The sequence below is a fragment of the Chitinivorax sp. PXF-14 genome, from assembly GCF_040812015.1.
Classification (GTDB): domain Bacteria; phylum Pseudomonadota; class Gammaproteobacteria; order Burkholderiales; family SCOH01; genus JBFNXJ01.
The window spans coordinates 262,209-288,093 of record NZ_JBFNXJ010000002.1 but is presented as its reverse complement, the minus strand read 5'-3'; the positions used below and the strand labels follow the sequence as shown (position 1 = coordinate 288,093).

21 protein-coding genes are annotated in these 25,885 nt (G+C 66.3%); 10 read left to right on the top strand and 11 right to left on the bottom strand.

Annotated elements, in window-relative coordinates:
• Both ABWL39_RS04105 and ABWL39_RS04100 read left to right on the top strand, forming a co-directional pair.
• Nucleotides 1-3,147, top strand: a complete 3,147-nt coding sequence (locus ABWL39_RS04105) for an efflux RND transporter permease subunit (protein ID WP_367787374.1) — start codon at nucleotides 1-3, stop codon at nucleotides 3,145-3,147.
• The gene (locus tag ABWL39_RS04100) at nucleotides 3,140-4,555 is read left to right on the top strand and encodes an efflux transporter outer membrane subunit (protein ID WP_367787372.1); all 1,416 of its coding nucleotides are present in this window, start codon (nucleotides 3,140-3,142) and stop codon (nucleotides 4,553-4,555) included. Before ABWL39_RS04105 ends, ABWL39_RS04100 begins: the two co-directional genes overlap by 8 nt.
• Nucleotides 4,556-4,629: 74 nt before the next feature.
• Here ABWL39_RS04100 and ABWL39_RS04095 read toward each other — a convergent pair whose 3' ends face one another.
• Nucleotides 4,630-5,184 carry a TetR/AcrR family transcriptional regulator gene (locus tag ABWL39_RS04095; protein WP_367787370.1) on the bottom strand — a complete coding sequence of 185 codons (555 nt, stop codon included), beginning with the start codon at nucleotides 5,182-5,184 and terminating at the stop codon, nucleotides 4,630-4,632.
• A 234-nt stretch (nucleotides 5,185-5,418) separates the two neighbouring features.
• Here ABWL39_RS04095 and ABWL39_RS04090 point away from each other — a divergent pair, with 234 nt between their 5' ends.
• From ABWL39_RS04090 to ABWL39_RS04065, 6 genes are all read left to right on the top strand, one after another.
• Nucleotides 5,419-6,216, top strand: a complete 798-nt coding sequence (locus ABWL39_RS04090) for a crotonase/enoyl-CoA hydratase family protein (RefSeq protein WP_367787368.1) — start codon at nucleotides 5,419-5,421, stop codon at nucleotides 6,214-6,216.
• Between the two features lie 8 nt (nucleotides 6,217-6,224).
• Complete coding sequence (locus tag ABWL39_RS04085) at nucleotides 6,225-7,103, top strand: alpha/beta fold hydrolase (RefSeq protein WP_367787367.1); 879 nt, start codon at nucleotides 6,225-6,227, stop codon at nucleotides 7,101-7,103.
• A gap of 296 nt (nucleotides 7,104-7,399) precedes the next feature.
• Entirely contained in the window at nucleotides 7,400-9,046 is a 1,647-nt protein-coding gene (locus ABWL39_RS04080) for a protein kinase (RefSeq protein WP_367787366.1), read from the top strand.
• Nucleotides 9,009-10,058 carry a polysaccharide deacetylase family protein gene (locus ABWL39_RS04075; RefSeq protein ID WP_367787365.1) on the top strand — a complete coding sequence of 350 codons (1,050 nt, stop codon included), beginning with the start codon at nucleotides 9,009-9,011 and terminating at the stop codon, nucleotides 10,056-10,058. Before ABWL39_RS04080 ends, ABWL39_RS04075 begins: the two co-directional genes overlap by 38 nt.
• Nucleotides 10,055-11,023 carry a hypothetical protein gene (locus ABWL39_RS04070; RefSeq protein WP_367787364.1) on the top strand — a complete coding sequence of 323 codons (969 nt, stop codon included), beginning with the start codon at nucleotides 10,055-10,057 and terminating at the stop codon, nucleotides 11,021-11,023. The genes ABWL39_RS04075 and ABWL39_RS04070 overlap by 4 nt, the downstream gene beginning before the upstream one ends.
• 117 nt (nucleotides 11,024-11,140) lie before the next feature.
• Nucleotides 11,141-11,989 carry a class I SAM-dependent methyltransferase gene (locus ABWL39_RS04065; RefSeq protein ID WP_367787363.1) on the top strand — a complete coding sequence of 283 codons (849 nt, stop codon included), beginning with the start codon at nucleotides 11,141-11,143 and terminating at the stop codon, nucleotides 11,987-11,989.
• Between the two features lie 25 nt (nucleotides 11,990-12,014).
• Here the strand turns inward: ABWL39_RS04065 and ABWL39_RS04060 are convergent, their stop codons facing one another.
• The 10 genes from ABWL39_RS04060 to ABWL39_RS04015 all read right to left on the bottom strand — a co-directional run bounded on the left by ABWL39_RS04060 (nucleotide 12,015) and on the right by ABWL39_RS04015 (nucleotide 23,432).
• A complete protein-coding gene (locus ABWL39_RS04060; protein WP_367787362.1) occupies nucleotides 12,015-12,863 on the bottom strand; it encodes a LysM peptidoglycan-binding domain-containing protein in 849 nt (282 codons plus the stop codon).
• 70 nt (nucleotides 12,864-12,933) lie between these two features.
• Nucleotides 12,934-13,623 carry a type VI secretion system-associated protein TagF gene (gene tagF, locus ABWL39_RS04055; protein WP_367787609.1) on the bottom strand — a complete coding sequence of 230 codons (690 nt, stop codon included), beginning with the start codon at nucleotides 13,621-13,623 and terminating at the stop codon, nucleotides 12,934-12,936.
• Nucleotides 13,623-17,228 (bottom strand): type VI secretion system membrane subunit TssM, encoded by a 3,606-nt coding sequence (gene tssM, locus ABWL39_RS04050; protein ID WP_367787361.1) that lies wholly within the window; start codon nucleotides 17,226-17,228, stop codon nucleotides 13,623-13,625. Before tssM ends, tagF begins: the two co-directional genes overlap by 1 nt.
• Nucleotides 17,225-18,529 carry a DotU family type VI secretion system protein gene (locus ABWL39_RS04045; protein WP_367787360.1) on the bottom strand — a complete coding sequence of 435 codons (1,305 nt, stop codon included), beginning with the start codon at nucleotides 18,527-18,529 and terminating at the stop codon, nucleotides 17,225-17,227. Before ABWL39_RS04045 ends, tssM begins: the two co-directional genes overlap by 4 nt.
• Before the next feature lie 99 nt (nucleotides 18,530-18,628).
• On the bottom strand, nucleotides 18,629-19,957 hold the full coding sequence (gene tssK / locus ABWL39_RS04040; RefSeq protein WP_367787359.1) for a type VI secretion system baseplate subunit TssK: 1,329 nt from the start codon (nucleotides 19,955-19,957) through the stop codon (nucleotides 18,629-18,631).
• A gap of 3 nt (nucleotides 19,958-19,960) precedes the next feature.
• The gene (gene tssJ, locus ABWL39_RS04035; RefSeq protein WP_367787358.1) at nucleotides 19,961-20,428 is read right to left on the bottom strand and encodes a type VI secretion system lipoprotein TssJ; all 468 of its coding nucleotides are present in this window, start codon (nucleotides 20,426-20,428) and stop codon (nucleotides 19,961-19,963) included.
• A 197-nt stretch (nucleotides 20,429-20,625) separates the two neighbouring features.
• Complete coding sequence (locus tag ABWL39_RS04030) at nucleotides 20,626-20,931, bottom strand: Mpo1-like protein (protein WP_367787357.1); 306 nt, start codon at nucleotides 20,929-20,931, stop codon at nucleotides 20,626-20,628.
• Between the two features lie 8 nt (nucleotides 20,932-20,939).
• Complete coding sequence (locus ABWL39_RS04025) at nucleotides 20,940-21,422, bottom strand: DUF962 domain-containing protein (protein ID WP_367787356.1); 483 nt, start codon at nucleotides 21,420-21,422, stop codon at nucleotides 20,940-20,942.
• 225 nt (nucleotides 21,423-21,647) lie between these two features.
• The gene (locus ABWL39_RS04020; protein WP_367787354.1) at nucleotides 21,648-22,247 is read right to left on the bottom strand and encodes a nucleotidyltransferase family protein; all 600 of its coding nucleotides are present in this window, start codon (nucleotides 22,245-22,247) and stop codon (nucleotides 21,648-21,650) included.
• A gap of 3 nt (nucleotides 22,248-22,250) precedes the next feature.
• Nucleotides 22,251-23,432, bottom strand: a complete 1,182-nt coding sequence (locus ABWL39_RS04015; protein WP_367787353.1) for a VWA domain-containing protein — start codon at nucleotides 23,430-23,432, stop codon at nucleotides 22,251-22,253.
• A 447-nt stretch (nucleotides 23,433-23,879) separates the two neighbouring features.
• On the opposite strand from ABWL39_RS04015, the gene ABWL39_RS04010 reads away from it, so the two are divergent.
• Nucleotides 23,880-25,319 carry a coniferyl aldehyde dehydrogenase gene (locus ABWL39_RS04010; protein ID WP_367787352.1) on the top strand — a complete coding sequence of 480 codons (1,440 nt, stop codon included), beginning with the start codon at nucleotides 23,880-23,882 and terminating at the stop codon, nucleotides 25,317-25,319.
• Complete coding sequence (locus ABWL39_RS04005) at nucleotides 25,319-25,864, top strand: hypothetical protein (RefSeq protein ID WP_367787350.1); 546 nt, start codon at nucleotides 25,319-25,321, stop codon at nucleotides 25,862-25,864. The genes ABWL39_RS04010 and ABWL39_RS04005 overlap by 1 nt, the downstream gene beginning before the upstream one ends.
• Nucleotides 25,865-25,885: the final 21 nt, after the last annotated feature.

Genomic DNA, 25,885 nt, shown 5'->3' with positions numbered 1-25,885 from the left:
ATGTTTTCCCGCTTTTTCATCGACCGCCCGATCTTCGCGGCGGTCATCTCGATCTTCATCATGCTTGCTGGCCTGGCCGCGATGCGTGTGCTGCCGATCGCGCAATATCCCGAGATCGCACCGCCGGTGGTGACCGTGCGCGCCGTCTATCCGGGCGCCTCTGCCGAGGTGCTGGAGCAGACTGTCGCCGCACCGCTGGAGAACCAGATCAACGGTGTCGAGCACATGCAGTACATGAGCTCGACTTCGGCCAGCAATGGTGTGGTCGAAATCCAGGTCACCTTCGAGATCGGCACCAACGTCGACCAGGCGGCACTCAACGTCAACAACCGGGTGAAGCAGGCCGAAGCCCGCCTGCCGCAGGAAGTGCGGCGCCAGGGCGTATCGGTGGAGAAGGGCAGTTCGGCCTTCCTGCAGGTACTGGCGTTCTATAGCCCCGACGCGCGCTACAGCGACCTGTACATCTCGAACTATGTCACGCAGAACGTGCTCGACCAGGTCAAGCGTATCCCCGGCACCACCAATGTGCAGATCTTCGGTGCCAAGGACTACGCGATGCGCATCTGGCTCAAGCCGGACCGCCTGACCCAGCTCAAGATGACGACGGGCGAGGTGATCAACGCGATCAACCAGCAGAACGCCCAGTTCGCGCCAGGCAAGATCGGCCAGTCGCCCAACGACAAGGATCAGGAGCTGGTCTACACGATCACCGCCAAGGGGCGCCTTGCCGATGTGAAGGAGTTCGAGAACATCATCGTGCGCGCCAACAACGGCGGTTCGATGGTCAAGCTCAAGGATGTGGCGCGGGTCGAGCTCGGCTCGAAGGATAACGACTTCATCGGTCGCTACAACGGTAAGCCGGCAACGCTGCTGGGGATTTTCCTGCAGCCGGGCGCCAACGCGCTCGACGTGGCGGACGAAGTGAACCGTACCATGACGCAGATCGCGGAGCGTTTCCCGCAGGGCATGACCTATGCGACACCGTACGACACCACGCGCTTTGTCGAGGTCTCGATCCACGAGGTGCTGAAGACGCTGGGCGAGGCCATGGTGCTGGTATTCCTCGTGGTCTACCTGTTCCTGCAGAACTGGCGCGCCACGCTGATCCCGACCATCGCCGTGCCGGTATCGCTGATCGGCACCTTTGCCGGCATGTTGCTGCTCGGCTACTCGATCAACACGCTGACGCTGTTCGGCATGGTGCTGGCGATCGGTATCGTGGTCGATGACGCGATCGTCGTGCTCGAAAACGTCGAGCGCATCATGCACGAGGAGCACGTCTCGGCCCACGCCGCCGCCGTCAAGGCGATGCGCGAGGTGACCGGGCCGGTGATCGCCATCGTGCTGACGCTGACCGCTGTGTTCGTGCCGATCGCCTTCCTGGGCGGCCTGACCGGCGAGCTGTACCGCCAGTTCGCAATCACCATCTCGATCGCCGTGTGCATCTCGGGCGTGGTGGCGCTGACCCTGACGCCGTCGCTGTGCGTGCTGATCCTCAAGCGCGAGCACAAGCAGCCGGGCCGCTTCTTCACCTGGTTCAACGACTGGTTCCACCGCGTCACCGGCCGCTATGTGAATGGCGTGCATTTCATGCTCAAGCGCTCGGTGCTCGGCGTGCTGCTGTTCGCAGGCATGGTGGCGATCACTGCCGGGCTGTGGAAGCACACCCCGGGCTCGCTGGTGCCGGAAGAAGACCAGGGCTACTACATCGGTGCGGTCTACCTGCCCGATGGCGCGACGCTGCAGCGTACCGACAAGGTGGTACAGCAGGTGATCGGCGCGATCCAGTCGAACGAAGCCAATGCCCACGTGATCTCGTTTGCGGGCATGGACTTCCTCGGCGGTGGCTTCCGCAACTCGGCGGCGACGCTCTTCGTCACGCAGAAGCCGTGGGACCAGCGCAAGGTCAAGGCCAGCGAGCTGGTGGGCGAGCTGTTCATGAAGACCGCGGGCATCAAGGAGGCGCTGGTGCTGGCCTTCAACCCGCCGGCGATCTTCGGCCTCGGCAACGCGGGTGGCTTCGAGTTCTACATCCAGAACCGCGGTGATGGCGGTGCCAAGCGCCTGAACGAAGTCACGCAGCAGTTCATGGAGCGTGCCAACAAGGACCCGATGCTGGCCGGCGTGAATACGCTGTGGCGCGCCTCGACCCCGCAGCTCTATGTGGACGTGGACCGCGAGAAGGCCGCATCGCTCGGCGTGCCGGTGGACGAGGTGTTCAACACCCTGTCGGCGACACTCGGCAACTACTACGTCAACGACTTCAACAAGTTCGGCCGCACCTGGCAGGTGATCATGGCTGCCGATAGCCGCTATCGCATGAAGCCCGAGGACATCGGCGCGATGTATGTGAAATCGAGCACCGGCAAGATGATCCCGCTGTCGGCCTTCACCAAGGTGCAGTACTCGTCCGGCCCGGAAACGCTGGATCGCTTCAACAACCTGCCATCGGTCAAGTTGATGGGGCAGGGCGCACCGGGCGTGAGCTCGGGGCAGGCCATCGCCCGCGTCGAGCAGATCGCCAAGGAAGTGCTGCCGCCTGACTTCAGCTACGACTGGGGTGGTGCATCCTTCCAGGAGAAGCGTTCGAGCGGCACCTCGGGGCTGGCGATCGGCATGGCGGCGGTGATGGTGTTCCTGATCCTCGCGGCGCAATACGAGAAGTGGTCGCTGCCGTTCTCGGTGATGCTGGCGCTGCCGTTCGGCACCTTTGGCGCACTGGTGGCGGTATGGCTGCGCGGCTTCAACAACGACGTCTACTTCCAGATCGGCCTGGTCACGCTGCTGGGCTTGGCCGCGAAGAACGCGATCCTGATCATCGAGTTCGCCGTGCTCAAGAAGAACGAAGGGCTGTCGACCGTCGATGCGGCGCTGGAAGCGGCACGGCTGCGTTTCCGCCCGATCCTGATGACCTCGCTCGCCTTCATCCTCGGCGTGCTGCCGCTGGCCATCTCGACCGGCGCCGGCGCTGCCTCGCGGCAATCGGTCGGCACGGGCGTGGTCGGCGGCATGATCGCAGCGACTTTCCTGGCTGTTTTCTTCGTCCCGCTGTTCTTCAAGCTCATCACCAATCTGCGTATGGGCAAGGGCAAGGAAGAAGACGTGATTCCGGTCGAACGCACGACCACGGAGGAACCCAATGCGTAATCTGATTGCAATCGCAGTGGCGGGCGCGCTGCTCGCCGGCTGCGCCAGCGGCCCGGACTACAAGCGTCCCGCGCTGGAGCTGCCGGTGGCCAGCACGGCCGACAGCCGGCAGGACCTGTCGCGCTGGTGGCAGGACTACAACGACCCGACGCTCAATGCGCTGGTCGACACCGCGCTGGCCAACAACCAGGACCTGCGTGCCGCCGGTGCCCGGGTCGACGAGGCGCGCGCCTTGCTCGACTCGGCGCGGGTCGATTACCTGCCCGATGTCGGCATCGGCGCGTCGTCGAGCCGCACGCGGCCCAGCCACAAGACGGCGAGCTACGTGCCCGGCACGCCAGATCGCATCACTCAGCATCAGGCCACGCTCAATGTGTCGTACGAGCTCGACCTGTGGGGCAAGGTGCGCCGCGCCAACGAGGCTGCCGCGGCCCAGCTCGCGGCCAGCCGCGAGGCCCGCCATGCCGCGCAGTCGGCGATTGCGGCGCAGGTCGCGCAGACCTATTTCCAGCTGCGCGGCCTCGACCACAAGGTCGATGTGGCGAACAAGACGCTGGCTACCCGCGACGAGTCGGTCAAGCTGCAAGAACGCCGCTTTAAGGCCGGCGTGATCTCGTCGCTCGATCTGGCCCAGTCGAAGAGCGAGCGCGAGGCGATCGCCGCTGCGCTGCCGGCCCTGAAGGCCGCGCAGAGCCAGGCGGAGCGCGCGCTGGCGGTGCTCGTCGGGCGTTCGCCGCGTGACGTGGCGGCGGCCAGGATTGCCCGCCCGGCATCGAGCGTGGCCTTGCCCAATCCGCCGGCGGTGCCGACCGGCCTGCCTGCCAACCTGCTCGAACAGCGCCCCGACCTGCGCGAGGCTGAGGCCAACCTGCAGGCGGCCAGTGCCCAGATCGGCGTGGCCCGGGCGCAGTACTACCCGTCGATCAGCCTGACCGGCGCCTGGGGCTCGGCGAGCGAAGCGCTCGGCGACTTGTTCTCCGGCCCGGCATTGATGTGGAATGCGGCCGCATCGCTGGCCCAGCCGCTGGTCGGGCTGAAGCGCATCGATGCCCAGGTCGGCGCTGCCGAGGCACGCTCGCGTCAGGCCGAGGCGGCCTATGCGAAGGCGGTGCAGCAGGCCTTCAAGGAAACGCTCGATGCCCTGAACAGCATGAGCGCCGCCCGCGACAGCGCCAATGCGCAGCAACGCCGCATCGATGCGCTCGAACAGTCGCTCAAGCTCAGCGAGCTGCGCTACAAGGCTGGCCAGTCGGGCTATCTCGAACTGCTCGACGCGCAGCGCAACCTGTACTCGACCACGCAGGACCAGCTAGATGCGCAGGTATCGCAGCTGACTTCGAGTGTCGACGTGTTCCGCGCCCTTGGCGGTGGCTGGAGCAGCGCTGAGCCGACTCAGGCGAAACAGTAGTTCCTGTCTGGCATCGTCCAGGCATCCCGTCCTGCCCGGCCTCGCGCCGGGCTTTTTTTGTGCCTGCGCGGCGGCTAGAGATAGCCCGCCACGCGCTCGCACACCCGGTCGAAATAGTCGCCCGTACCATCGATGCGCGACAGCAGGATCGCGCCTTCGAAGTCGGCGACCGTCTGCCGCGCCAGCTGCCGCGCCTCGGCCTCGGGCCAGCGGGTGGCAAACAGGTGTGCCAGCGCGGCGGCCCAGTCGTCGATGAAGTGGCGGATGGGGGGCATCAGTTCCGGCACGGCATAGGTGGCGTCGATGGCGATCACGCCCATCAGGCAGCCGACGGCGTCACCCATGAACAGCTTTTTCGCCTTGTGGTTCATCCGCTGCAGCCGATCCTGCGGCGTGGCACCGTCGTCGTAGGCGATCGCGAACAGCGCCTCGTTGACGACCGCGTGGGTGCGCTGCAGCACGTCGCGCGCCAGCGCTTCCTTGTTCGGGTAGTGGTGGTAGAACGAGGCCTTGGTCAGCTCGCAGGCGCTGGCCAGCATGTCCATCGAGGTGCCGTGATAGCCGTAGCGCTTGAACGTGGCGGCGCAACGTTGCAGCAGCTCGTCGCGGGAGATTTTCTGCGGGCGCATGTCGGGTATCCGGTGCTGGTTTGGATAGCCCATTCTAGATCAATCGTTTAGCGGCCTCAATTTCAAACCTACCAAACGTTCGTTTTATTTGACTTACCAAACGTTTGGTAAGAAACTGTGTCGACCAAGACATGCCTCATGAGCGGGCTGTGGGGCAGGGCGGTGATGCGGTTTACGCCAGCGCCGCAGTCCCGCGACGGATCGTGAGCGTTTTCAACGTACAGGAGATCAGGGATGAATCAGGCAAACAGCGGCCCGGGCCGTGTCAGCCGCGAACAGCGTGGCAATCTGTTGCTGCTGGGGCTCGATCGGGCCGGCAAGCGCAACGTCTTCGACAGTGCGATGATCGCCGACCTGGCGCAGGCGCTCGGCGAATACGAGACGCGCGACGAGTTGCGCTGCGCGGTACTGTTCGCACACGGCGAACATTTCACGGCTGGCCTCGATCTGCTGGAACTGACGCCCAAACTGGCTGGCGGCGGGCTGCAGTATGAGCCCGGCAGCATCGACCCGTGGGGCGTCAACAAGCCGCGCCGCAGCAAGCCTGTGGTGGTGGCGGTGCAGGGCATGTGCTGGACCGCCGGCATCGAGCTGATGCTGAACGCCGATATCGCGATCGCCGCCGACAACGCCCGCTTTGCGCACCTGGAAGTACTGCGCGGCATTCCGGCCTCGGGCGGCTCGACGGTGCGTTTTCCGCAGGCTGCCGGCTGGATCGACGCGATGCGCTATCTGCTGACCGGCGACGAGTTCGGCGCGGCAGAAGCTTTGCGCATGCGGCTGGTGAACGAGGTGGCGGCGCCGGAGCAGGTGCTGCCGCGCGCCATCGAGCTGGCCCAGCGCGTGGCGCGGGCTGCGCCGCTGGCGATCAAGGCCACGCTGCAGTCGGCTTTCCTCGCGCGCGATGCCGGCGACGATGCGGCCCTGGCCACGCTGACGCCGACCTTGCTTGCGCTGATCCGCAGCGAGGACGTCGGCGAGGGTGTCATGGCCATGCTGCAAAAGCGCGAGCCGGTGTTCAAGGGATGTTGAGGCCACAGATGGAAGACGCGAGCAAGATCATGGGCGAGGCGCTCACGCTGGTCGCCGCCGACGGTTACCGGCTCGCCGCCACGCGCTATCCGGCGGCCGGTGGCGAGGCCCGTGCCCACCTGCTGCTGGCGGGCGCCACCGGCGTGCCGCAGGGGTTTTACCGGCGCTTTGCCGAATATGCCAGCCAGCGCGGCTTCTGCGTACTGACGCTGGATTACCGCGGTGTCGGCCTGTCTCGGCCGGCGTCGTTGCGCGGCTTCGAGATGTCCTACCTCGACTGGGGGCGGCTCGATCTGGCGGCCGCGGTCGAGGCGCACCAAAGCGATCGCGTGCCGCTGTACCTGGTCGGCCACTCGTTTGGCGGGCATGCCCTAGGCCTCTTGCCGAATCACCGGCTGATCAGCGCCTGCTGCAGCTTTGGCAGCGGCGCCGGCTGGGCGGGCTGGATGCCCTGGCTCGATGGCATCAAGGTGCGCCTGCTGTGGAACCTGATCCTGCCGCCGCTGGTGGCCTGGAAAGGTTATATGCCGTGGCGTCTGCTCGGCATGGGCGAGGACTTGCCGCTCAGCGTCTACCGCGACTGGAAAAGATGGTGCCGCTACCCGCACTATTTCTTCGACGACCCGGAGATGGCTGATATGCGCCGCCAATACGCCGAGGTGCGGCTGCCGCTGTTGTCGGTAACGGCGCTGGACGACCCCTGGGCACCACCGCGTTCGCGCGATGCCTTTGCCAGCGGCTACCGCAACGCGCAACTGAGCGTGCGCGATATCGCGCCGCCGCCAGCGGGCGAGCCGATCGGGCACATGGGCTATTTTCGCGCCGCCTGCCGCCCGCTGTGGGACGAGACGCTGGACTGGCTGGTGCATCGCGGCCAGCGTGCCTGAGCTGGCGTGGTGGCCGGGAACCCCCGTGGCAAGCCGTGCGCCGTCAGGCTGCACGGTTCATGATCACGGTTGTATGGCTCGCTCCGGGCCGGCGCCGGGCCGGATGCGGGCTCGCACGCGTGAAACACCTTTCGCGCCCCGCCCGTGCGGCCATCGGCGGTGGAAAAGCCGGCGCTGTACTATGCTGGTAGCGTAGCCGCAGCCGGCAAGCGGGTTCTCCATTTCGGTCTTCCGCGGCACTTTCCCATTTTCGCGCCGACCCGGCCCGAGCGGCTGGCGCAGAAACCGGAGTGGCAATGCTGGATCAGACCGTCGTGGGGGCGCCCCCGGCCATGGACAAGGTCGGGCGCTATGAGGTGCGCGAGTTGATCGGTGCGGGCGCCATGGCCAAGGTATACAAGGCCTACGACCCGGAGATCGACCGCACGCTCGCGATCAAGCTGCTGCTGCCCGAGCTGTCGCGCAGCGAGGATTACCGCGTGCGCTTCCTGCGCGAGGCGCGAGGCGCGGGCATCCTGTCGCACAACAACATCGTCACCGTGTTCGACGTCGGCGAGGCCGACAACCAGCCCTATATCGCGATGGAGCTGATCGAGGGGCCGACGCTCGCCGACCTGCTCAAAAAGAAGGAGCCGATCCCGGTCAGGACGGTGGTCGAGATCGGCATCCAGCTTGCCAAGGCGCTCGATTATGCGCACAAGAAGGGCATCGTCCACCGCGACGTGAAGCCGGCCAACATCATGCAGGTCAAGGATTCGACGCTGATCAAGGTGGCCGACTTCGGCATCTGCCGCATCGAGGGCGGCGACGCCACGCAGGCTACGCGCGTCGGTGACGTGATCGGCACGCCCAACTACATGTCGCCGGAGCAGGTCACGGCACAGCCCGTCGATGCGCGTTCCGACCTGTTCTCCGCCGGGGTGGTGCTGTACGAGCTGCTGACAGGCGTGCTGCCGTTCGACGGCGATACGCTGGTCAGCGTCGCGCTCAAGATCGTCAAGAACGAGCCGGTGCCGCTCGACAAGCTGCGGCCGGACCTGCCGCTGAGCCTGCGGCGCGTGGTAGACCGGGCGCTCAAGAAGCAGCCCGACAAGCGCTTCCAGTCCGGCGAGGAGATGGCGCAGGCGCTGATCGCCGTCGCGCGCGAGATGGCCGAGGCCGGCCACACCCGCGAGCATGGCCGCAAGATTCCGATGCGCGTGCGCTGGGCGCTGATCATGGCGGCCATCGTGGCAGTCACCATGACCCTGGCTGGCGCCTACATCCACAAGCGGCAGAGCGAAGCCATGCTCGACCAGGCGATGGATTACGGCGGCTCGCTGGCCAAGTTCATGGCGACGCAGACGGCGGTGCCGATGCTGTCTGAGGAATGGGCGCAGATCGACGTGTTCATCCAGGACACGGTGAGCCGGCAGGAATTCGCCTATCTGCAGGTCGTCGATTACCAGAAGACCATCCGCGGCAGCAGCCTGCCCGGCCAGGTGGGCCGGCCTTATGCGCCGCCGAACGGCATCCCCGTCGTCTCGCGCGATCCCGGCATCAAGGTGCAGAGCTTCGCTCAGCCGAGCGACTTGCGCGAGGTGCTCGATTTCGAGACGCCGGTGCTGTTCCAGGGCCGCTCGATCGGCAGCGTGCATCTCGGCCTGTTCCAGTCGCCGCTCACGCATGTCGCCAACCTTACGCTGGCGCTGCTCGGCATGTTGATCCTGGTGACCAGCATCGCCGTGGCGGCGGGCAGCTACTTTCTCGCCCAACGTCTGGCCGAGCCCATGCGCGTGCTGCGGAATTCGCTCGGCGAGCTGGCCAAGGGCCGCTACGACTACCGCATCGCCGAGTCGCGCAGTGATGAGTTCGGCGAGCTGTACCAGGCCTTCGACGATACCGCAGTCGCCCTGCAGGAACGCCATGAGCCGCCCCCAGCGCCCGAGCCCGCCGAAGCCTGATCGCCGCTGGGCGGGCGTGCTGCTGGCACTGCTGCTCGGCGCTTGCGGCTCGCCCGCGCCGCAGCCGGCCAAGCCCGCCGTCAAGCAGGTCGGCCCGGTGCTGGCGCAGGACCGCGATTTCGTGCTGATGCAGGCGCAGCAAGGGGATGAGCTCGGCGCACTGGCCGAGCGCTACTACGGCGATGCCCGGCGTGGCTGGCAGATCGCCGAGTTCAATCAGCTCAGCAGGCTGCAGCCCGGCCAGGTGATCGCCATCCCACTGCGGCCGCGCAACGCGATCGGCGTGTATGCCGACGGCTACCAGACCGTGCCGGTGCTGTGCTACCACCGTTTCGGCAACACTCGCGGCAAGCTCGTGGTCAGCCCGGCGGCGTTCGAGGGGCAGATGGCGTTCTTGGCCCGCAATGGCTATCAGGTCATCACCATGGCGCAGCTGCAGGGCTTCCTGCAGGGCAGCGAGGGCGTGCCGCGCAAGGCCGTGGTGCTGACCATCGACGACGGCTACCGCTCCACCTACGAGATCGCCTACCCGATCCTGAAGAAATACGGCTTTCCCGCCACGGTGTATCTCTACAGCGACTTCGTCGGCGCCGCCGATGCGCTGAGCTGGTCGCAGATGCAGGAGATGCAGGCCTCCGGCGTGATCGACATCGAGCCGCACTCGAAGACGCACGGCAATCTGGCGACCCGCCAGCCGAGGGAGAGCGACAGCCAGTACAAGGAGCGCCTGCGCACCGAGGTCGACACGCCGATCACGGTGATCCGCAACCGGCTGGCGGTGAGCCCGCAGACCTACGCCTTCCCTTATGGCGATACCAACGAGCTGGTGTCCGACCTGCTGAGCCGGCAGAACATCCGCCTGGGTTTCACCGTCACCCCCGGCGGCAACGGCTTCTTCGGCTATCGCTTCATGCTGCGCCGGACCATGGTGTTCGGCGAGGATGACATCAACGACTTCAAGGCCAAGCTGGCCATCTTCACGCCATACAACGGCCGGCGAGGGGCGGAGTGAGACGGTATTCATCGACGCTGCTGCCTTGTGCGCTGCTGCTGGGGGCCTGTGTCTCGCAGTCGCCGGTGCTCCCCATCTCCAATGTGGTGCTCGACAGCACGGTGCAGGACGCCGCCGCACGGCGCGAGCAACTGGCTCAGCAGGCCGAGACCAGCGGCGACCTGGCGCAGGCCGCCGCGCAGTGGCAGGTGCTGACGCTGCTGATGCCCGACGAGGAACGCTACCGCAAACGGCTGGCCGCCAGCCGGACCGCCATTGCCAGGGCCGCGGCGGAACACCTGCAGCAAGGCTACGCGGCGCAGCGCAAGGGTGACATGGACGGCGCGACCGTCGCCATGCTCAAGGTGCTGGCACTGACCCCGGAAAACCAGGATGCGGCGCGCGTGCTGCGCGAGATCGAGCGCCAGCGCATCGTCAAAATCCAGGCGGAGCGCGCGCCGCGCTATCGGCTCGATACCGGCACGCCGGCCGCCCGCGTCGCCAGGCCGGCGGAGAAGGCCGGCGAGGGCGTCAGCGGCTACGAGCTGGAGCAGAGCCTGGAGCTGTTCAATGCCGGCGACACGGTGGGCGGCCTGCGCGACATGCGCCGCTATGTCGACGCCAACCCGCGCGACACGACGGGGCGGCAGCGCTTGTCCGAGGCGGTGTATCTGCGCGCCAGACAACTCGACGAACAGGGTGCGCAGGAGCGGGCGCTGCCGCTCTACGAACAGGCCATCGCATTGCGTGGTGACCCGCCGGCCGTGTGGGCGACGAAGGCGCAGACGATACGCCGGGCGCTGGCCACCGATTATTACGAGAAAGCGCTGCGCATCTATGGCAGCGACCTGGCGACGGCCATCCGCTATCTCGAAGCGAGCCTGCGCTACGAGCCCGCGCATACCGGGGCTGCCTTGAAGCTGCAGGAGGCCCGGCGCCTGCAGGACAAGCTGCGCCAGCTCGACCGGTCCCCACCCAGGCGGTGAGCGGGCAGCACGGGGGGAACTGCAAGCGGAGGTCGGCATGATGAGCCGAGCCGTCGAATCGGCGGTGTCCAGCAATCGATTTTCAATTGGAAAGGAATGGCCGCGATGCTGCTGCGGATGACGAAGAAAGACGGTGTATTGATCCTGGCCGCGTCGGCGCTGTTGCTGGTCGTGGCGCTGGCGGGCAGGCAACTGTCCGGCGAGGTTGCCGCTGTCGTGGTGCCGGTGCTGTGCACGATGCTGCTGCTGGCGGTGATATTCGAGGCCTATCGCCGCCTGAGCCACGAGCTGCATGAAGGCCAGCAGAAACAGGCGGCCCAGCAAGACCAGGACTATCGGCAGATCGAATCGCTGCTGTCGTTGTTCTTCACCCTGAAGCCGAGCCTGCCGCTGCCCAATACCCGTGATTGGGCCGCCTCGCCCGATCTGCTCAAGAAGATTGCCGAAACGGTGCTGTCGGAAAAGCCTGCGCTGGTGATGGAGGCGAGCAGCGGGGTATCCACGCTCGTCATCGCCTACTGCCTCAAGCAGCTGGGTGCGGGCAAGGTGGTGTCGCTCGAGCATGACGCCAAATACGCCGAGATCAGCCGCCAGCTGATCCGGCTGCACGGGCTGGAGGATATCGCGACGGTGCTGCACGCGCCGCTGACGGCGTTCGAGAACCGGGACCAGACCTGGCTGTGGTACGACACTGCGGGCCTGACGATCGAGCAGCCGATCGACCTGCTGGTGGTGGATGGCCCGCCGGCGAGTGTCCAGCGGCTGGCCCGCTACCCGGCGCTGCCGGTGCTCTACCGCCACCTGAACCGGCAATCGACGGTGATTCTGGATGATGGCCGCCGGGCCGACGAAAAGAAGATCGTCGCACTATGGGAGAAGGAATTCGGCCATCTGAGCTCCGAATTCCTCGAACTGGAGAAGGGCGCCTTCGTCATCCACAAGCACGACGACGCCGTCGCCGCCTAGCCGTGGGCGGGCGGCACCTGCGCCGCTACTTGGCCGGGAATTTCTGGATGCGCTGCTTCAGGTCGAGCGCCTTGGCGCGGTTGTACTTTGCCGTCTCGTTGTAGGGGTCGATCTGCAGCACCTGATCCCATTTCTTGATGGCGCCGTCCAGGTCCTGGCGGTGGTAGGCCGCGAGCGCCTCGCGCGTGTAGCGCTGCACCAGTGCCTGCTTCTGGGCTGGGTCCTGCGCTGGCGGCGCCTTCACCTTGGGGGGCTCGGGGGCCTCGACTGGCTTTACTGCTTCCTGCGGCTTGGGCGTCTCGGCCTGCTTGGCCGCTTCCGCCGGCCTGGGGGCTGGCTTGGGTGCCGGCTGTTGCTTGGGCGCCTGGCCGGGGATCTTGATGACCTGGCCGACGCCGAGGCGGTTCGGATTACTGATGCCGTTATATTTCGACAGGATGTAAAAGCGCAGGCGGTCGTTCAGAAAGCGTTCGGCCAGCTTCGCCATGGTGTCGCCGGACTGGACGGTGTAGCTGAAATGCGTACCACCGAGCTCCTGCTGCGCATCGGCCTTGATCTGATCGAGCAGCTTGCGCGCCATCTCGTTGCTGCTGTCGAGCTGCACGGCCTGTTCGAGCAGGGTTCGGGCGGCGTCCTCCTCGCCATTCTGTAGCTGGTCGCGGGCTTCCAGGGCCTGCTTCTGAGCCAGCGCGCGTGCCTCGTGCGGCGGCAGATTGGGCACCGGCGGCACGCTGCGCGCAGGTGCGGTGGCGGCCGGTGCCGGCGCGGGCTGCTCGGCCTGCTGCGGCGGCACCGCGCAGGCGGCAAACAGCAAGGTCACCGCCAGGGCCGCGAGCCGGGGCGTGAAAGGGAGGTGAACTGTTTTTGAGTCCATGTCTGTGTTTTAACCCCGCCTCTGCATAACTTCAAGCACAGGCTTGGCCGCCGCTTGCCAGCGCGGACGGTCAGCAGCGCTTGAGCAGACGGCTGAAGTTCCTTTCTGTCGGTAGGCCGCGAAACACCAGCAGCGTCGCCTGCCGGCCGCTTTCCGGCGCCGTCCACCACAGGGTGCAACGGTTGCCATAGGTTAACAGGTAGTCGAGCCCGGCCTGGGCACAGGTGGGCCGCAGGTCAGCCAGCGTCGGCAGGGTGAGTTCGCTGTCCGGCGCCACGCTCTGCCAGGCCTGTGCCAGCGCCTGGGCCGCGAGCTGTGGCTGGGCGCGGGCGGCGGGGTAGGGTGCATCGGCCAGCGTCTGTTCGAACGCCTCTACCGTCGCCTGCAGGTCGAGCGTGGCGAGCATGGCGTCCTCCAGCCTGGCGAACCAGTCGTGCGCGCCGAGCACATGGTCGAACGCCGCCGTATTGGCCGGGAGCTCCTGTGCGACGGTCAGCGGAAAGTGGCGCCCCACCTTGTCCACGCTGGGCATCAGCGCGCCGGCCCACAGCGACGGGCCGCAGGTGCCCGGCAGCAGCAGGAAGCGCCAGATCGGCGCGTTCAGATAATGTTCGAGCCAGGCCTCGGGCGCACGCTGGCGGCAGGCGGCAATACCGCTCTGCAGCCAGGCATCCCAGGTCTCGATGAAACTCGTGGGCAGGCGCCGCGAGGCGAAATCGCCTAACGCCGGCAGTTTGCCGAACCAGCCGGGCGCCTCCATCACAGGCGCTCCGGGCATTGGAACTGGTCGAGCTCGCGCAGGCGGAACGGGTTCTGCACACTGCCCGTCGCGACCTCGAAGCGCGCCTTGCGGCCATCGACATTGAATACCGCGATGAATTTCTCGGGCTGCCCCGAGGGCTCGATCTGCACCTTGTCGAACATGCGGAACAGCGCCCACGGCCCTTCGTACACCTGGCCCGAGCTGCCGTTGGCGAGCGGCGGCGACAGCTGCAGGCGTACCTGCGTGCTGCCGCGCGGCCCGGGCCATTGCACCGGCATGATCACCTGCGGGCCGTGGCTGTATTTCACCAGCTGCCCGTCGACATCGAGGATGAACTGCGTGATGCTCGCATCCATCTCGATCGGCTTGAAATCGAGCCGCATCGCCGCCCCGCGCCCGCCGCCGCGGAAGAATACATCGCGGATCGCCTGCGCCCGCTGGAACTGGGCTAACGCGCCGGTGCTGTCGCTCATCTTGCGGTCGGATAGCTGGCGGTAACTCCAGGGCCTGGTCGAGGTATCGACCAGCGTCAGCAGGTTCTTCTGGAAGAAGTCGTCAAGCAGGCCGCCCTGTGCGAACAGGTGGGCGAAGTCATCCTGCGTCACATCGCGCGCGCTGCCCTTGACGAAGGGGTAGCGGCCGGCGATGGCCTTGCTGCAGAAGTCGCCGATATTCGCCCCCATCAGCTGGCTGATGTTCTCCTTGACGCCGGACAGCGCCTGGCTTGCCGCCGCGTCGGAGAGCACCAGCAGCATGCCGCGCACCGGCTCGGGCGCGAGCCCCGCCTCGACCTTGGCCTTGTTCGCCACGTCGCTCGGCGGTGGCGCATTGCCTCCCTGGATCGCGGCATCGGCCGCCGTCATCTGCGCATAGAGCTCCTTCAAGAGCGCCGTGGTGGCGTCGATCGGGGCGGGCTGGCCCGGTGCCGACGGCGTCACCAGTCGGCGCAGGCCGTCGAAGCGGTCGTCGACCAGCGTCTGCGCGCTGCTCGCGGTGTCGAGCGTGGCGGCGGGCTTGTCCTCGCCCACCAGCTTGCGCAGCGTCTTGGTGGTTTCCTTGAAGCGATCCTCGCCTTTTTCGACCAGGGTTTTCTGCTCGTCCTGCTTCTTCACCAGCGTCACCTGTTCGACGATCGCGCGCAACAGCTTGGGCAGCGGCGAATCGGGCGCCGACAGCAGGCTCACCGTCTGCAGGCTCTGCTTGCGCCCGCCGCCGCTGACGACGTGGATGTCCTTGACGAAGGCATCCCAGGTGTTGCCATAGTCCTCCAGGTAGAGGCGGCGCACCTCGCCGAGCAGGGCGGCTTCCTCCTTGGCATCGCGCACCTTGTCGGCCTTACCCGGGCTGCCCAGCACCCAGCCTTCCTCGGTGGCCAGTTGTGCGGTGACTTCTTCCGAGGCTTTCTTGAAGCGCTTGTAGCCTTCCACGCTGAACAGGCCCGGCACGCCGCGCGTCAGCGGCTGGCCGCTCTGGCGTGAGAAGGCCAGCGCGGCGGCTGGGCCAGCGGCCTGGGCGATGGTGAATTCGGGCAGATCGGTGCCGAGTCCGGCGCGGCGGATACGATTGTAGATGCGGCGTGAGATCGGTGTCTGGGCGATCGAGCTGCGCGTGCTCGCGACCAGTGCCTTGTCGAGCGGCAGCGGGTATTGCGGCTGGCCGTTTTCGAGCAGGGCGGCCAAATGTGCCCTGAGCTGGTCGCGGTCGTCGCTGCTGACGTCGTGCGGCAGGTTTTCGTCCCAGTCCGCCTCGACAAAGGCCTTGAAATCGGCGCCATCGAAGTGCTCGGCATCGGTCAGCATCAGGTAGGCCTTGAGCGCCTCGTACAGCAGGTCGGCATGCGATTCGCCGCTGCTGCGCAGCAGGGTTTCCAGCCGCAGCCCGAGTTTCGGCAGCATCGCGTCGCGCAGCAGGTGGCGATAGGCGATGTCGGCCGCCGTATCGAGCTTGTCGCCCTGGTAGAGGCCCCAGCCGAAGGACAGCGGTGGCTTGGCCGCCATGAACTCGGGTGTGTCGGCGACATGGCGCAGCTCGGTCAGCGGCGGCATCAGTGGCAGCACGTCCGGCGTGCCGGGCACGGCGATGGCCTGCACGCGCTGTCTGACCGCCGGCAGCCGGGCCGCGACATCGGCCAGATAGCTGCTGTTGCGCGAATACGAGATGCCCCAGGCGCTCAGCATGCCGGCCGTGATCAGGCCGGCGGCGGCGAAGCCGGCCAGCGCCAGCATCGCCCGGCGGCGCTCCCAGCGCAGATTGGTGCCGGCGAGCTGGCTTTCGGCAAACAGCACGTCGCGGATCAGCCGGCTCAGGAAGAAGCTCTTGCCGCTTGGCCGCTGCGCCGGCAGCAGGCGGCTTTCGAGCTTGAAGCTGCGGCCCAGCGCGCCCATCACCCGGTCGATCGGGCTGCCTTCCTGCGTGCCGCTGGTGAAATACACGCCGCGCGGCAAGGGCGGGATCTCGTAGCTCGACGGTGCGAACACCGACTGCAGGAAGTCCGTCAGCAGGTGGCGGATCATCGCGAACTGCTGCGGGAACAGGTAAAGCTGCGCGCGCCGTTGCGGGTCGCGCTCCTGCTCCAGGCGGTCGATCAGGCGGTCGTTCAGGCGCCGCTCCAGCGCGGTGAGATCATTGCCGAGCGCAGCGGTCGGGTCGGCCGCCGGCTCTTCGTGGTAGGGGAAGGTCACCCCCCAGACCTGCGCGCGCTCCTCGGCGCCGAGCTCGCCGAAAAACTGCATGAAGCCCGCGAGCAGGTCGGCCTTGGTCACCAGCACATAGATCGGGAAGCGCACGCCGAGCTCGCCGTAGAGCTCCTGAATGCGCGTGCGCAGCACCGCGGCGTGCTGCTCGCGCTGCATCGCGTTCTGCTGCAGCAGGTCGGTCACGCTGACCGTCAGCATCACGCCGTTGATCGGGCGGCGCGGGCGGAATTTCTTGAGCAGTGCGAGGAAACCCTGCCACGCCGCCGCGTCGGCCGACTGGTTGCTCTCCTGCGTGGTGTAGCGGCCGGCGGTGTCGAGCAGCACGGCTTCGTCGGTGAACCACCAGTCGCAATTGCGCGTGCCGCCGATGCCGCGGATCGCGTTCTGACCGAACTTGTCGGCGAGCGGAAACTTGAGCCCGGCGTTCACCAGCGCGGTCGTCTTGCCCGAGCCGGGCGCGCCGATGAACACATACCAAGGCAGCTCGTAGACATAGCGCTGCGTCAGGCTGCCAAACAGCGCCGACAGCGGCGATTGCCGCTTCTGGCCACCGAGGCGCGACTGCTTGAGCACGCCCACGGCCTCTTCGAAGCGTTGCCGCAGCAGCGCGACTTCTTCAGCGCCCGGGCCCTGGGTATCGGGCCCGGCCGGCGCGTGGGCGGCCAGCAGGCCATCCATCAACTGGGCGTTCTTCTTGCGGTTCTGCAGCCAGCGCCACAGCAGCCTGCCGAGGTAGATGGCAAAGGCGGCGGCGATCAGCGTGATGCGCACCCAGCGCGGGTCGAGCGGGCGGAATTCGGCGATCGCGATCAACGGACCGACGAGCCAGATCAGCAGCGCCAGCAGGATCAGGCCAAGCAGCGTCAGCACGTGGCGGTTGAAAATCGCTCCGAGCAACTTCTTCATGGTGCCACCTTGGTCGCATACAGGGTGATTTCCACGCGGCGGTTACGCGAGCGGCCATCGGGCGTGTCGTTGGCGGCGATCGGCTCGGCGTCGGCGCGGCCCTCGGCGCTGATGCGGCTCGGCGTCTTCAGGCCATCCTGCAGGATCTGCATGACGTTGCGCGCGCGCTCCTGCGACAGGTGCCAGTTGGACGGGAAGCGCGCCGAGCGGATCGGCCGGTTGTCGGTGTGGCCGGTGACCTGCACGCGGCCCGCCACGCCGTTGAGCGCTGCGGCGATGCGGCCGAGCAGGGGCAGGTAATTGGCTTCGATCGTCGCATTGCCGGGGGCGAACAGGCCGTCGCCGCGTATCGTCACTACGCTGGCGTTGGCATCCTCACGCACCGAAACCAGGCCCTGCCGTACTTCTTCCGCGAGGAAGGTCGCCAAACGCGGGCTGGGCGCCGGCGGCGGGGCGACGACGACGGGCGGCGGCGCCTTGGCGCGGATGGACTGGATCTGCGCGAACAGCGGGTCGGAGGCGTGATTGAGCCGGATGCTGAGCCCAAGATAGGCCAGAAACAGCACGGCAACGGCCACCACGGCGGCCACCCATAGCGGCAGGTGCATCAGCACGCGCGAGCGCTTCATCTGCGCCGGCAGCCACTGCGCCGACAGGTCCCGCTCGTATTCGCCGCGCTCCTTGCGCAGGATGTCGGCCAGCCGGTGGCGCAGCGCATCGAGCTGCGACGCGCCGTTGTCGAGCACGCGGTAGCGGCCTTCGAAGCCGAGCGCCAGGCAGGCGTACATCAGCTCCAGCAGGTCGCGATTGGCCCTTGGGTTTTCCGCCAGCTTGGCGAGCAGCAGGAAGAACTTTTCGCCGCCCCAGGTCTCGTTGTGGAACATCGACAGCAGGCTGTGCCCGGCCCACACCCCCGAGCCGCCCCACGGCGTGGAGGCAGCGGTCTCGTCGAGCAGCGTGCACAGGCAGTAGCGCGCGCCGATCATCACCTCTTGCGGCAGATTGAGCGCGCGCCCGCGCGACTCGAATTCACGGATACCCTGCGCCAGAAAGTCGCGCAGGCCGGCCGGGTCGTTGTGAACCGGCGTTGCGCGCAGCTGCGGCACGATGTCGAGCAGGGGGTTGGCGATCGCCAGCAATGGGTTCAGGCCGGCCAGCGCCGCTGGGCCGTCGTCTGGCAAGGCCGCCGGGCCCGCCGGCTGCGGCGCGGGCGGCGGCGTCTGCGCGGCGCGGCCGCGTGGCGAGGGCATGATGATGGTGCGGTCGCCGCTCGGCGTGGCAAACGGATCGTCCTGCGACATGGGATCGCCTCAAGCAAGGGTTCTCGTGGCCCGGCGCGTGCCTGCGCCTGGCCGAAGCCATGGCCAGGCGGCAAGCCGGGCCGAATCAGTGCGGGCCGCTCACTCGCGGATGGCCCAGAACTCCATCTCCAGGCCGGGGAATTCGCCCGACACATGCATCGCCAGCCCGCCCGTGCGCTCAAGCTGTTTCCACAGTTCGCCGTTGCGGTCGAGCTCGAAATAGTGAAAGCCCGCGTGGTAAGGCAGCTCGCGTGGCGCCACGGCGAGTGAGCGCAGCCCGATGCCGGGCAGTTGCAGGTTCACCAGGTCGCGGATCTTGTCCACCGGGCCGATCTTGAGCTGGGCCGGAAAACGCGTGCGCACGGCCTCCGACGGCATCTGCGCATTCACCGCTAGGACGAAGTTGGCATGGCGCGTCAGCTCCGGGTCCGGGATCACCGCTACGCGGATGCCGTATTTGCGGTCCTGCAGCTCGATCGGGATCGCCGTCTGCTCCATCACCATGGTCAGCGTACGGCGTATCTCGTCCATCAGCGGCGGAAAGCAGGTCTCCAGCGCATCGTGGTGATAGCCCGGCATCGCCGAGGGCCGGCGGGTGCTCTGGCTGAAGGTCGACAGCTCGCCCGCGAGCATCAGGCTCACGGCGAACAGCCGCTCCGGGTGCAGCAGCGGATGGCCCGCCAGGTGGGCGAACAGGGGCTCGCAGCGGTTCAGCGTCTGCAGGAACAGGAAATCCGCGATCTCGGCCACTCCGCCGCGCCCCGGCTGGCCGAGCCTGGCGGCCAGCGTCTCGGCGCGCTGGTGCAACAGGCCGTGCAGCTCGTTGGCGTAGCTCGACAGCGTGGTATCGGCCGCGACCGACAGCATCGGCGGGATGTAGCCGCGGTCGAGCGTCAGCTGGTTGTCGGCGCGGCGCTCCACCACGCGCACGCAGCCGAGCAGCGCATAGGCGTCGGTCGCATCCTGCTCGCGCAACAGCCGCAGCGCCAGGCGGCCGGTGTCGATCGGCGCGCTGTGGTCGGCGCTTGAATGGGTATCGACGACCTCGCGTGTTTCCACCAGGTAGCGCGCCAGCGCATCGCCGTCGCTGGTCGCCTCAGGCAGGCCCACGCGGCGCACCGGCAGCGCCAGGTAGATTTTGGCGCTGCGTGTGTCGGGCGGGATGTCGAGGGCATCGGGCGGCGCATCCTGCGCCGGAAAATCAAAAGGGGTGCCGTCCGGCAGCACCCCTTTCGCCTCGCGCAACTGCACCTTGCCCAGCGTAAGGGCGGCCGCGTCGAGTTCCAGCCTGCTGAATCCCCAGCCGAACGGCGCGATCGGCGCGACGCGCCCCTCGATCATGCGTTCGACGTGGCGGTCGTGCTGCTGGAAGTGTTGTGGTTCGAGGAACATCCCCTCGGACCAGATGACTTTGCTGTTCCAGGACATCGTCTATTCGGGGATGGTGATGGATATTTTGGTCTTGTCCACGCCGATCGCCAGCGGCAGCTTCTTGCGTTCCGCCGGGATGGCCACCGAGGCGCGCCACTGCGCCCGCGCCAGATCGCGGAAGGCTGCCACCACGCCGACATAGCGCGTATCGAGCTGCAATGGCCGCTCGATCAGCCGTGATTCGCCGGGTTTGAGCTGCAGTTCCTCACGCGCGAGCATCTCGGCGCCCAGCGTCTCCTTGTCGCGCTCGTAGAGCGAGAAGAAATCCAGGTCGTTGAAGGTCGCGAGCGACTTCAGCTCGTACACGCGCACGATCACGGGCGAGGCGCGGCCTTTGCTGTCCGGGTTGACGTTCTTCTGCGCCTCGACCACCGCGCGCACGTTGACCGGCTTGGGCGTGCTGCTGCAGCCCGGCAACAGCATGCCGAGCATGAGGCAGATGGCGACCCAGCAATGCGCATGGCGCATGCGCTCCCTCCCGCACAAGCGTTGAAATCTACGGCGGACCTTGCAATGAGTATAGGAAATTAAACGTCGTTTGCTTGCCCAATATCGGGCGATAAGTCAGCAGCGACGGCCTGTCCGGCGGTTTGTGGCGCTATGCCGCAGGCATGATGGCGGCGCGGGAGGAGGGCATGGGCCGGTGGGCCCATGCCGGGTGGCGGTCAGAAGCGGATTTTGCCCGTCATCATCTGCCAGTACATGACCCAGTCGCCGATCAGGCTATAGACCGGGTAACGAAAGGTCGCCGGGCGGTTGTGCTCGAAGAAGAAATGGCCGGCCCAGGCAAAGCCGTAGCCCGCCAGCGGCATCCACCACAGCAGGGCCGGGTGGGCGGTGAGCAGGGCGGCGAGCAGCAGCCCCAGCACCAGGCTGCTGCCGACGAAATGCAGCCGGCGGCAGGTGCGGTTGCTGTGCTCGCTCAGGTAATACGGATAGAAGCTGGCGAAGCTCGTGTAGCGCTGTTCCATGGCGCACCTCAGTAGCGGATGCCGAGGCCGCGGTAGAGCGCCGCGAGCGTCCATGCCGGGCCGATCAGCAGGAATTGCAGGTCTTCGAAGAACGACGGCTTCTTACCCTCGATCTTGTGGCCGATGAACTGGCCGATCCACGCCACCACGAAGATCACCACGCTCAATTGCAGGATGTGCGCGCCCGTGGCCTGCAGCCACACGAGCAGCGCCAGAAAGCCTGCACACATGATGCCCATGCCGAGCGCCATGATGCCCGACAGCCGCAGGTAGAACGCCATGCCGAGCAGGAAGGCGAGCGTGGCGGCGTTGACGAGGCCCACGCCATTGATGCCGAGCAGATTGCGGATGCCATCGGGGACAGGAATGGTCCACAACAGGCCGAAGGCGGTGAAGACGATGGTCGGCACGCAAATCTTGTGGATGGCGATATTGGCCGGGTTCTGGTGGCTTTCCCCATAGAGGGTCAGCCACTGTTTGAGAGTGCGCATGGTGTTATCTCCTTGTTATAAGACGTCGGAGCCTGCTCACGGCCTTGTAGCTGGCGCGTGAGCCGGTTCATCGACGTCCCCGCAGTCTAGAGCGTTCAGCCTATTTGCGCTTGAACGCAATTACTGGGTCGGATCGGCGGTGTGGTCGACCACGATTTCCATGCGTGTGAGTTGCGACGGCGCCACACCAAAGGTGGCGTGGAAGGTCCGGCTCATGCGCGGCTGTCAGTCGCCGATCAGCACACGCGGCCAGCGTGCGGCCACACGCTTTTCCTCGGCGCGGCGCAGCACCGTGGCGTTGTCGGCAACGCGTGGGTTGCGCCGCCAGCGCAGCGTGAACAGGTCTTCGAGGCCACATGGCGCAGCGAGCTTGAGCACATCCTTGGCATCGAGCCGCAGGCCAATGCAGGTGGCCTGTTCCGGCCAGCGGGAAAGGCCGTCCAGCGTGCTTTTCAGCTGGGTGGTCGGGTCGCCCAGCGGCCCGCGGTACCAGCGATGCACGTGCGCCTGGTTGACCACCTCCCAGCCGGCCGGGTAGGCGCGGTTGAGTTGCTGTTCGAGATCGAGGTCGTGCTCGGGTGGGCTGGCCGGGTCGAAATACACCAGGTCGATGTCCTGCGCGCCGCTCGGCTCGGCGTAGCCATGCAGCCTGTCCCACACCAGGTTGCGGATGCAGCCCGCTGCCAGATACCAGTCCGGCAGTTCGAGCGAGCGCGCGGCGCGCAGGCAGGCCATCAGCCTCGTGTCGGCGCGCACCATGGCGAACAGCTGGCCCGGCAGGTAGGTGTCGGCGAGCAAAGCCGCCGCGGGCAGGCCGTCGGACACCTGTCAGCCGCCCTGATTGAGCCGCCGCATGCCGCGCTCGAGGCCCTCGATGGTGAGCGGGTACATGCGCTCGCCCATCTGCTGCTTGAGCATCTGCAGCGATTGCGTGTAGTCCCAGTATTGCTCGGTCACCGGGTTGAGCCAGATGGCGCTGCCATAGTGATCGAGCAGGCGCGACACCCACAGGTGGCCGGCCTCGGGATTGTTGTGCTCGACGCTGCCGCCGGGGTAGAGGATCTCGTACGGGCTCATGGTCGCGTCGCCGACGAAGATCAGCTTGTAGTCGGGCCCGTAGGTGTGCATCACATCGTAGGTGCTGATGCGCTCGGCGTGGCGGCGGCGGTTGTCCTTCCACACGCTCTCGTACACGCAGTTGTGGAAATAGAAGTATTCGAGATGCTTGAACTCGGTCTTGCAGGCCGAGAACAGCTCCTCGCAGATGCGGATGTGGTCGTCCATCGAGCCGCCGACATCGAGGAACAGCAGCACCTTCACCTTGTTGTGGAGCTGCGGCACCATTTTCAGGTCGAGGTGGCCGGCATTGTTGGCCGTGGCGCGGATGGTGTCGGGCAGGTCCAGCACTTCCTCGGCGCCTTCGCGCGCAAAGCGGCGCAGCTTGCGCAGTGCGACCTTGATATTGCGCGTGCCGAGCTCCAGGTTGTCGTCGAAATTCCTGAACTCGCGCTCATCCCATACCTTCACCGCCTTGCGGTGGCGCGACTCGTTCTGGCCGATGCGGATGCCCTCGGGGTTGTAGCCGTAGGCGCCGAAGGGGCTGGTGCCGCCGGTGCCGATCCACTTGTTGCCGCCGGCGTGGCGTTCCTTCTGCTCCTTCAGCCGCTCCTTGAAGGTTTCCATCAGCTTGTCCCAGCCCATCGCTTCGAGCTTGGCGCGGTCCTCGTCGGACAGGAAACGCTCGAACTCGCGGCGCAGCCAGTCTTCGGGTATCTCGCCGCCGAGCGCCTCGGCCAGCGATTCGATACCCTTGAAATAACTGCCGAACACCTTGTCGAATTTGTCGAAGTGCTTCTCGTCCTTCACCAGCACGGTGCGCGCCAGGTAATAGAAGTCGTCGAGCGAGCCCGACACCACGCGCTTGTCGAGCGCCTCGAGCAGGGTCAGGAATTCCTTGATGCTGACGGGAATCTTGGCGTCTTTGAGCTCGTAGAAGAAGTCGATAAGCATGAGGCGGGAGCAGGGTAGCGGGCAAAACACCAGTTTACGCGCGATCGGCGAAACGGTTAAGCAAGCGCTTGACCTTCTGTGTGAACTGAAATAGTTGACCGATGGTCATATTGTGTTGCAAGGTTAGTGACTCATGGTCATTTTTGGGCGAAATGGTGGGAAACACATTCGGCAAAGCGATTGACAGCGAATCTATCGATTGATAGATTGTTGGACAATGTTGCTGAAAACCCGCATTTTTTGTTTGAGTTGAACGCCCGGGATGGGATAATGCGGACAGGCTAGAGTATTGACTCTATGGCTTGGCTGGCGCGCCCGGAGCGCGGCTGCCGGCCCGGCGCCAGCGCGGCGAGGCCGACGGCTGCCTCTTCCCAACATGGCCATCGCTTGGAATCAGCAGTTCGACTTTTCAAAAACGTGGATTTGGGCATTTCAGGAGAACAAGGCATGGAACCGATTTACGAACCGCATGCATCCCCGGTGCAACTGGAACGGCTCAACAGGCTGTTCGAGGCACAGCAGGCGAGCTATGACGCCAACCGCTATCCCGACGCGGAAGTCCGCCGCACCAACCTGGGCAAGCTCGAAAAGGTGCTGCTCGACAATATCGACGCCATTGCGCAAGCCATCAGCGCCGATTTCGGCAGCCGCTCGCCCAATGAAACGCGCATCGAGCTGTTCGCCAGCATCGAGGGCATCCGCCATGCGAAGAGCCACCTCAAGGGCTGGATGAAGTCGCGCCGTGCCGGCGTATCGATGTGGTTCGCCCCGGCCACCGGCAAGGTGATGCCGCAGCCGCTCGGCGTGGTGGGCATCATCGTGCCGTGGAACTACCCGGCCTATCTCGCGATCGGCCCGCTGACCTCGGCGCTGGCCGCCGGCAACCGCGCCATGATCAAGATGTCGGAAGCCACACCGCACACTGGCGAGCTGCTCGGCAACCTGCTGCGCAGCCAGTTCGACGAAAGCCTGGTGTGCGTGATCAACGGCGGCCCCGACGTGGCGCAGGCGTTCTCGTCCAAGCCCTTCGACCACCTGCTGTTCACCGGCTCGACGGCCGTGGGCAAGCATGTGATGCGCGCCGCGGCGGATCACCTGACGCCGGTCACGCTCGAACTCGGCGGCAAGTCACCGACGATCCTGAGCCCCGATTTCCCGATGGAGACCGCGGTCAAGCGCATCATGTTCGGCAAGTGCTTCAACGCCGGCCAGACCTGCGTGGCGCCCGATTACCTGCTGGTGCCGGCGGGCAAGGAGCAGGCCTTCATCGATCTGGCCCGCCAGCAGGTCGCCAAGTTCTTCCCCAAGATGGCCACCAACAACGATTTCTCGGCCGTGGTCAACCCGCGTCATCGCCAGCGGCTGCAGGGCTATCTCGACGACGCGCGCGCCAAGGGCGCCACGCTGATCGAGCTCAACCCGGCGGGCGAGAACCTGTCTGCCACCGGCAAGATCGCACCGACGCTGGTGCTCAACGTCAACGACGACATGAAGATCATGCAGGAAGAGATCTTCGGCCCCTTGCTGCCGATCCTGCCGTACCGCGATCTGGGTGAGGCGATCAAGTATGTGAACGCTCGTCCGCGCCCGCTGGCGCTGTATTACTTCGACCACGACAGCCGCCGTATCGACCGCGTGATGCGCGAGACGATTTCCGGTGGCGTGACGTTGAACGACACGATCATCCATTTCCCGCAGGACGACCTGCCTACCGGCGGTGTCGGCGCATCGGGCATGGGCTACTACCACGGCAAGTACGGTTTCGACACCATGAGCAAGCTCAAGGGCATCATCAGCCAGAGCCGCTTTGACACGCTGTGGCTGATGCACCCGCCCTATGGCCGCATGTTCAAGACCATCTACAAACTGATGACAGGACGTAATTGATGTTGACTCGCCGCCAGTTCATCAAGGCCGGTTTGCTCGGGGGTGTGTCGCTGGTCGCGGCACGCGCGCTCTACGGCCCGTTCGAGGCGCAGCCGCGTTGGGTCTCACCCAATGGCACACGCTTCGCCGTGCTCGACGAGGCAAGCTGCGGGCTGTTCGCAGCGCTGGCCGACGTGATGCTCGATGGTGCGCTGCCGGCCGAGCCGGCCGCGCACCAGGCGGCGATTGCCGAAACGGTGCGCAATGTGGACATCGCCATCTCCGGCCTGTCGCCCGCGGTGCGCGCCGAGCTCGATCAATTGTTCGGCCTGCTCGATTTTCCGGTCACGCGCCGCACCGTGGCCGGGGTATCGCTGCCCTGGCTCAAGGCCGATCGCGCCAGCATCGAGTCATTCCTGGCGCGCTGGCGCGACAGCCGCATCGCCTTGTTGCGTTCCGGCTACCAGGGCCTGCACAAGATCGTGCTGGCGTCGTGGTATGGCAGCCCCAGCGCCTGGGCGGCCATCGGCTACGACGGCCCGCCGGCGCAGGTATTCGCGGCCTGATCCCAGGCCGGCTTTTGCGGG

Bases quoted from the DNA above. Each gene is read 5' to 3' on its own strand.
- ABWL39_RS04105 (WP_367787374.1), top strand. From the start codon at position 1: ATGTTTTCCCGCTTTTTCATCGACCGCCCGATCTTCGCGGCGGTCATC.
- ABWL39_RS04100 (WP_367787372.1), top strand. From the start codon at position 3,140: ATGCGTAATCTGATTGCAATCGCAGTGGCGGGCGCGCTGCTCGCCGGC.
- ABWL39_RS04095 (WP_367787370.1), bottom strand. From the start codon at position 5,184: ATGCGCCCGCAGAAAATCTCCCGCGACGAGCTGCTGCAACGTTGCGCC.
- ABWL39_RS04090 (WP_367787368.1), top strand. From the start codon at position 5,419: ATGAATCAGGCAAACAGCGGCCCGGGCCGTGTCAGCCGCGAACAGCGT.
- ABWL39_RS04085 (WP_367787367.1), top strand. From the start codon at position 6,225: ATGGAAGACGCGAGCAAGATCATGGGCGAGGCGCTCACGCTGGTCGCC.
- ABWL39_RS04080 (WP_367787366.1), top strand. From the start codon at position 7,400: ATGCTGGATCAGACCGTCGTGGGGGCGCCCCCGGCCATGGACAAGGTC.
- ABWL39_RS04075 (WP_367787365.1), top strand. From the start codon at position 9,009: ATGAGCCGCCCCCAGCGCCCGAGCCCGCCGAAGCCTGATCGCCGCTGG.
- ABWL39_RS04065 (WP_367787363.1), top strand. From the start codon at position 11,141: ATGACGAAGAAAGACGGTGTATTGATCCTGGCCGCGTCGGCGCTGTTG.
- ABWL39_RS04060 (WP_367787362.1), bottom strand. From the start codon at position 12,863: ATGGACTCAAAAACAGTTCACCTCCCTTTCACGCCCCGGCTCGCGGCC.
- tagF (WP_367787609.1), bottom strand. From the start codon at position 13,623: ATGGAGGCGCCCGGCTGGTTCGGCAAACTGCCGGCGTTAGGCGATTTC.
- tssM (WP_367787361.1), bottom strand. From the start codon at position 17,228: ATGAAGAAGTTGCTCGGAGCGATTTTCAACCGCCACGTGCTGACGCTG.
- ABWL39_RS04045 (WP_367787360.1), bottom strand. From the start codon at position 18,529: ATGTCGCAGGACGATCCGTTTGCCACGCCGAGCGGCGACCGCACCATC.
- tssK (WP_367787359.1), bottom strand. From the start codon at position 19,957: ATGTCCTGGAACAGCAAAGTCATCTGGTCCGAGGGGATGTTCCTCGAA.
- tssJ (WP_367787358.1), bottom strand. From the start codon at position 20,428: ATGCGCCATGCGCATTGCTGGGTCGCCATCTGCCTCATGCTCGGCATG.
- ABWL39_RS04030 (WP_367787357.1), bottom strand. From the start codon at position 20,931: ATGGAACAGCGCTACACGAGCTTCGCCAGCTTCTATCCGTATTACCTG.
- ABWL39_RS04025 (WP_367787356.1), bottom strand. From the start codon at position 21,422: ATGCGCACTCTCAAACAGTGGCTGACCCTCTATGGGGAAAGCCACCAG.
- ABWL39_RS04015 (WP_367787353.1), bottom strand. From the start codon at position 23,432: ATGCTTATCGACTTCTTCTACGAGCTCAAAGACGCCAAGATTCCCGTC.
- ABWL39_RS04010 (WP_367787352.1), top strand. From the start codon at position 23,880: ATGGAACCGATTTACGAACCGCATGCATCCCCGGTGCAACTGGAACGG.
- ABWL39_RS04005 (WP_367787350.1), top strand. From the start codon at position 25,319: ATGTTGACTCGCCGCCAGTTCATCAAGGCCGGTTTGCTCGGGGGTGTG.